This is a genomic window from Rhodococcus sp. BH4, from assembly GCF_002079265.1.
Classification (GTDB): domain Bacteria; phylum Actinomycetota; class Actinomycetes; order Mycobacteriales; family Mycobacteriaceae; genus Rhodococcus_F; species Rhodococcus_F qingshengii.
The window spans coordinates 6308892-6314891 of the sequence record NZ_CP014941.1; the positions used below are offsets into that span (position 1 = coordinate 6308892).

Annotated in this window: 9 protein-coding genes; 1 reads left to right on the forward strand and 8 read right to left on the reverse strand. The window is 59.7% G+C overall.

Annotated elements, in window-relative coordinates:
* Positions 1-48: 48 nt before the first annotated feature.
* Entirely contained in the window at positions 49-729 is a 681-nt protein-coding gene (gene rsmG / locus A0W34_RS29250; protein ID WP_019746204.1) for a 16S rRNA (guanine(527)-N(7))-methyltransferase RsmG, read from the reverse strand.
* A gap of 717 nt (positions 730-1446) precedes the next feature.
* Between rsmG and A0W34_RS29255 the strand changes: the two genes are divergently transcribed.
* Positions 1447-1815, forward strand: coding sequence for a hypothetical protein (locus A0W34_RS29255; protein ID WP_156888953.1), 369 nt, complete (start codon positions 1447-1449; stop codon positions 1813-1815).
* Positions 1816-1885: 70 nt separating this feature from the next.
* On the opposite strand, the gene A0W34_RS29260 is transcribed toward A0W34_RS29255, so the two are convergent.
* The 7 genes from A0W34_RS29260 to rpmH all read right to left on the reverse strand — a co-directional run bounded on the left by A0W34_RS29260 (position 1886) and on the right by rpmH (position 5695).
* Positions 1886-2368 (reverse strand): DUF6301 family protein, encoded by a 483-nt coding sequence (locus tag A0W34_RS29260; protein WP_081558902.1) that lies wholly within the window; start codon positions 2366-2368, stop codon positions 1886-1888.
* A gap of 256 nt (positions 2369-2624) precedes the next feature.
* Positions 2625-2951, reverse strand: coding sequence for a hypothetical protein (locus A0W34_RS29265; RefSeq protein WP_020971491.1), 327 nt, complete (start codon positions 2949-2951; stop codon positions 2625-2627).
* A 121-nt stretch (positions 2952-3072) separates the two neighbouring features.
* Positions 3073-3636: a Jag family protein gene (locus A0W34_RS29270; RefSeq protein WP_003942504.1), complete on the reverse strand. Its 564-nt coding sequence runs from the start codon at positions 3634-3636 to the stop codon at positions 3073-3075.
* Positions 3637-3656: 20 nt separating this feature from the next.
* Positions 3657-4763 carry a membrane protein insertase YidC gene (gene yidC, locus A0W34_RS29275; RefSeq protein ID WP_003942570.1) on the reverse strand — a complete coding sequence of 369 codons (1107 nt, stop codon included), beginning with the start codon at positions 4761-4763 and terminating at the stop codon, positions 3657-3659.
* Between the two features lie 4 nt (positions 4764-4767).
* The gene (gene yidD, locus A0W34_RS29280) at positions 4768-5148 is read right to left on the reverse strand and encodes a membrane protein insertion efficiency factor YidD (RefSeq protein WP_007729147.1); all 381 of its coding nucleotides are present in this window, start codon (positions 5146-5148) and stop codon (positions 4768-4770) included.
* Entirely contained in the window at positions 5145-5525 is a 381-nt protein-coding gene (rnpA, locus tag A0W34_RS29285) for a ribonuclease P protein component (protein WP_019746209.1), read from the reverse strand. Before rnpA ends, yidD begins: the two co-directional genes overlap by 4 nt.
* Before the next feature lie 26 nt (positions 5526-5551).
* The gene (gene rpmH, locus A0W34_RS29290) at positions 5552-5695 is read right to left on the reverse strand and encodes a 50S ribosomal protein L34 (protein WP_003942540.1); all 144 of its coding nucleotides are present in this window, start codon (positions 5693-5695) and stop codon (positions 5552-5554) included.
* Between the last annotated feature and the right edge of the window lie 305 nt (positions 5696-6000).

Below are 6000 nucleotides of genomic sequence, written 5' to 3' on the forward strand. Positions count from 1 at the left end.
GTGCTCTCATCATCTGTACATTGCTCTCGATTGCATGCGTGTAAATCATCAACGCTGGCGGCGCTTCGGGAGACGTTCGGCCTTCACCACAACAGTGGGGGTGCGGAGAATCTTGGCTCCGCATTCGAGTATTTCCAACTTACCTGCGCCCAACTTGGTGAGCGCCGTACGGTCTCGCTCGATCTCCTCGGCGGCGCTCGAACCCTTGAGTGCCAACATCCGGCCGTGCTCGTGAATGAGTGGGAGGGACCAACGTGCGAGCTTCTCGAGAGGCGCCACAGCTCGCGAGGTGACTACATCCGCGCCGCCCGCTTCCTTCACAACACCCGATTCCTCGGCTCGCCCTCGGACAACCAATACGTCCAATCCGTTGGACTCGATGAACTCCGCGAGGTACACCGAGCGTCGAAGCAACGGTTCGACGAGAGTCACCTTCAAGTCCGGGCGGGCGATCGCGAGAGGGATTCCGGGTAGGCCGGCACCGCTTCCTACGTCCACAACCGACTCACCTTCGGCGATCAGTTCACCGATCACTGCGCAATTGAGAAGGTGACGCTCCCATAGTCGGGGAACCTCACGGGGACCAATGAGCCCGCGCTCGACACCATCCGTTGCCAGGGATTGGTAGTACCGTTCCGCGATCTCATATCTGTCACCGAACACTGCGCGCGCAGTCTCTTGTTCGTCCCAGTCAACCGACGCCGCACCATTCTGTTCCACGTGAAACATCCTCCCGCGTAAACCGCGAAATCAACAATCAAGACTGAAATCATTATCCGCTCTGGAGACGACATGTGTTCGCTTCTGCACACCGACTCGCTGTGAGTCTGCCGACTCGTTCATTCTTTGGGAAGTATTCGGCCCAAAATTCAAGCGGGGGAGGGGAGGGGTTCACGTTCCACGTGAAACATTGCGCTGAAAATTCTTCCAATTCTGACGCGTTTCACGTGAAACATAGCCGGGCGATCGAATGCAGATAGGAGCGCAATTCTTAGTATCATCACAGTGACGAAACTGCCATGGGTAGTTACATGGATGGAATTCTGACCCAAAAAGACCAATTTTCGATGAAAAAGTCGTTGCAAAAGATCGCCGACGTCGGACTGCACAACGGACTCGGTCGGTCTGACGCAATCTGTTGTGCGACGCGGATGAGCTTCGAGTCCAAGTCCCGGACAGCATCGTTATCTCATCGCCGGTTGTTGCGAGCCATACATCCGTCGGCTTGACACTCCTGTTGCGGGACGCCGGAGGCTTGGCATCACAAACCGCGAATCCAAGGAGCTTCGCATCACAGGATGCGCATGGCGAGTTCGCCTTCGATGTGGATACCGGTGTCGGCGGGAAGATCAAAGTCGAGCAGGGGACCTGCCCGATGCGCAGGATGAATTCCTGCGCCTGGACTCGAAAGCGCTGCAGGCTCTGCGCGATTAAGATCCGCGCTTGGTGCAGGAGTTGTTGGACGGCAAAGACTACGACTACCCGTTGGTGCATACCGAACCCGGAACCAACAAGATCATCGCTCACGAGTTCGATCCGGGCACCGCGAAGTCCTTCCACCTCGTACAGCCCGGATCCGCCCTCATGACGAGACCAGCAGCAGGTGTGGGCGCGACGCCGATCGCACACCCCGCGAGTCAACCGAACTCAAGGCGGTCCCATGATTACCCCGACGCGGTCCGCAGTGTATGGACCGGAGCCCGTGTAGGCGATGTCGATTCCGGTTTGCTTGGCAAAGTAGTCGCCGCCGATCTCACCCCGAAGCCCGCAACAACATCATCGACTTTGCGTGGCGACGAAGCCCATTCGATGTGAGTGGTCCGATTCGTGTGAGGAGCGCGCAAACCTGTTCCCGCACCGGATGCGATCTCGCCGACCTCGATCGCTAGTCCTCGTCCTCGTACTCCGGTTCGGGCTCATCCACCCATGCCTGATATCCCGGACTCGTCAGACGCAAGTCGATCGCATTGACACCCAGGTGCAGTGAAATGACCGCTTTCGGCAGGTCCCACCGGAGAGCTGTCTTTGGTTCGGGTTCGGCGCTCGTGGCTGTCCCCAGGAGTGCGGTAAATGCCACATCGAGGTTCGTGAACCCTTCGTCCAGCAGCGGGCGCACCACTGTCATGGGCGTAGCGTCATCTGCCACGTCCGTGACGAAGATCGAGATCCAATTCATTCTGTGTTGCCGCCCGAACATTATCGATTCGGACTGACCAACACGGAGTCCGGTCCGAATCGAGGCGCCGGTCTGATCCAATTCAACGACCTCCCATCCAGCCTGTGCGCAGAAGGGTTCCAGGTCGTCGACGGCCCAGGTCCAGTCGAATTCTGCGGCGAGGCGGGTGGCGCCTTCGATGTCGACGTGCATGTGCGGATGCTGCTCCTTCTTGATCGTTGTTGATGACGCCCCAATCCGGGGGCCGTCGAAGTGAGGGCTGGCGGGTTGTCGGTCATCGGATGCCAGCGCCGAAGGTGACGACCTTGCCAGCAGGCCTGACGACATCAGGTCGGTGATCCATTGTGGCGGCAATCTGGGGCGGAGTTCGAGGGCTCGGGGCAACAACCATCGATCCGGTTTCACGTGAAACGAAGGCCGACTATTCGGTCTGGGGGAGGGGAGGGGCTCACATGTAGTACGGCATGTTGTCGATCGAATATCCGAACATGCACAGTGCACCCCCGACGAACAAGAAGGCAATCGCGAAGCTGAGCATGACCGGTCTCCCGGATCGCCATGCCAATGCAAGTGGAATGAATACGACGGCGACTACTCCCAGCGGCAACAACCAGCAGAGCCAATACTTCAGACCGCCCGGCGGAAAGGACTGGACTTCCATTTTCTGCTGTAGTTCGAAGACCACGGGCCAATAGCTCAGGCCGCACACGAGCATCCCTATCAAGGCCCCAAGGGTCATCAATCCGAGAGGGAATCCGGAGCGCTCGTTGGACATGTCGACAACGATAGGCACCGGACCTTCACCGTGGCGCCGGATTCGGTTTCACGTGAAACACTCTCGGACACAAAAGCGGGCCCCGGAAAATCCGGGGCCCGCATTCGATCAAGGGGGAGTGTCAGTCCTTGAGGACAACCACTCGACGAGACGGCTCAGCGCCTTCGCTCTCGCTGGAAACACCGGCGACCTTGGCGACGGCGTCGTGCACGATCTTGCGTTCGAACGGCGTCATCGGAGCAAGCTCTTCGCGTTCGCCGGTCTCGAGAACACGCTGTGCAGCTTCCGCACCGAGAGCACTGAGTGCCTCGCGCCGGCCCGCACGCCACCCGGCGATGTCGAGCATCAAGCGACTGCGCTCTCCGGTCGACTGCTGAACTGCCAGACGAGTCAGCTCCTGGAGAGCATCCAGAACCTCACCCTTGCGTCCCACGAGCTTGGTCAGGTCGTCGCCACCGTCGATGCTGACGATCGCCCGATCGCCCTCGACGTCAAGGTCGATGTCTCCGTCGAAATCGAGAACGTCGAGCAACTGCTCGAGGTAGTCGCCGGCGATCTCGCCCTCTTCGATCAAATCGTCATCGGAATCGTCGATGTCTACATCCACATCGGTAACCGGCGCAGTGGTCTCGGTGCTCACGTCTGCGTTCTCTCCATCCACAACGATGTCAGCTTCACTGGACATTGGTCGTTCTCTTTCCTGGATCAGCGCCGTTTATTGCGCTTGGGGGAGTTGCCGCGGTTGCTCTGTGGCCGGTTCTGTTTCGGTTTCGACGTGGAACCACCACTGGAACCCGAGGGCTTCGGCTGTGGCTTCTTGAGCGAAACTTCCGGGGCGTCACCGTCGTCGTCGGCTGAATCCGCGGTCTTCAGCGCAGCCGGAGATCCCTTCTTCTTGCTGGGATCGGGACGGGCACCGGGCTTGGGCGCATTGTCGTTGCGGCGAGTGATCGCTTCCTGCTTCTTGGCTTCTTCTTCCGCGTCGATCTTGCGGAAGACGAGGTGCTGCTGACCGTAGGTCCAGATGTTGTTCGACACCCAGTACAGGAGGATCGCGATCGGAAGGAACGGTCCACCGACCAGAACACCGAGCGGGAAGACGTACAGGGCGAGCTTGTTCATGATCGCGGACTGCGGGTTCGCGGCAGCTGCTTCGCTCTGACGGGCAACAGAAGCGCGTGAGTTGAAGTGCGTCGCGATGCTGGCGATGATCATCAGCGGAGCGGCCACGAGGATGATGTTCAGCCGTGACGGAAGCTCGGGAACGTTCTCGGTGACGTAGGCCTGAAGCTGCGCAACCGGCGTCGTGATCGCGGCCGAGATGGGCGCGCCGAACAGACGAGCATCCAGGAACGACTGGACGTCAGTGGCCGAGAAGACGTAGTTCGGGGTGTTGAGGTTGTCCTCGGCGCTCATGCCCAGCTGGCCCATGCCGGTGCCGGTGCGGTTGAACGAGCGCAGGACGTGGAACAGACCGATGAACACCGGAGCCTGAGCCAAGACCGGGAGACAGCCCATGATCGGGTTGAATCCGTGCTCCTTCTGGAGCTTCTGCATCTCGACGGCCTGGCGCTGACGGTCGCCCGAATACTTCTTCTGCAATGCCTTGATCTGTGGCTGCAGTTCCTGCATCTGACGCGTCGTGCGGACCTGCTTCACGAACGGCTTGTACAGAACCGCACGCAAGGTGAACACCAGGAACACCACGGAAAGCGCCCAGGCTATTCCGTTGTCCGGGCCGAGAATGAACCCGAAGACCTTGTGCCAGACCCACAGAATCGCGGATACCGGATAGTAGATGAAATTGAGCACGGCTCTAAGTACTCCTCTGTTCGTCCGTCGGACTGTGACACGCTGCGCGTGCTTCCGGACAGCTATGGCGGCTACCCGCATCACGGTCACGACGGGCAGGGACAGGGTCCCACCCTCCAGAATGCCAGGGGGCACACTTCGCCAACCGCACCACAGTCAAGAAAAGGCCTTTGATCGCCCCGTGAGTGCGCAGCGCTTCGACTGCGTATTCACTGCAGGTGGGGGTGAACCGGCAGGTCGGCATCCTCAAGGGCGACACATACGTCCGGTACAACTCGATACAGAAGATGAGAACAGTGGCGGGAGCGCGACGCACAGCCTTCAACACCGTGATGACACGGGAGGCTCTGGGAGTCTCGATCTGCTCAGAGAGCGGAGTACTCATGGCTCTTCACTTACCGACACCAATAGGTTCATTTTGGTCAGGCCCCCGCGCAACTGCTTGGCCAGTTCGGCTGAACTGGCGGTAGCTGCACCCGGAAGTGCGCGGATAACCACGTCCGTCTCCGGCGAAACCTGCCCGACGAAATCTGCACAGATATGACGAAGCCGGCGTGCGACTCGATGTCGAATCACCGCCGGCCCGACAGCCTTGCTCACGATCAGCCCGAAACGGGGACCGTGATTTGTTACTACCAGCGCCTCTACTTGCTCGCGATCGAACGCGTGCACGACAAGGTCGCGTCTTCCCATACGACGCCCGCGTCGCACCGCCACGGAGAAATCCGCGTGGCGACGCAACCGAGACGGCTCAGGCAACACCCCGAGCTCCTGAACTCGAAATCAGATCAGGCGGTGAGGGAATCGCGGCCCTTACGGCGACGCGCCGAAACGATTGCACGACCCGCACGGGTACGCATACGAAGACGGAAGCCGTGAACACGCGCGCGGCGGCGATTATTCGGCTGGAACGTCCGCTTGCCCTTGGCCACGGTCAACACTCCTCGAAGTTCATTGACGCCTCCCGGCGTCATTCAGTGATCGACGCCTTACGGCGCCTTTGGATCCAACAGGTACAGAACAATCAACTTCACTCGTTGTGGCTTGGAAGACCGATCCGACCTGACATATGTAGCCAGCACGAAGCGATCACCACCAGCGGGTGACCGTTCGAGGTTACTTACCACCGTTGCCAAGGTCAAACCAGCCCGATTCGGAGCCCTCCCGCGGCAACCACGGCGACACGCCGATACTTACATCATTCCGCAGATTCCATTCACAGTGTGCATACGGCCGT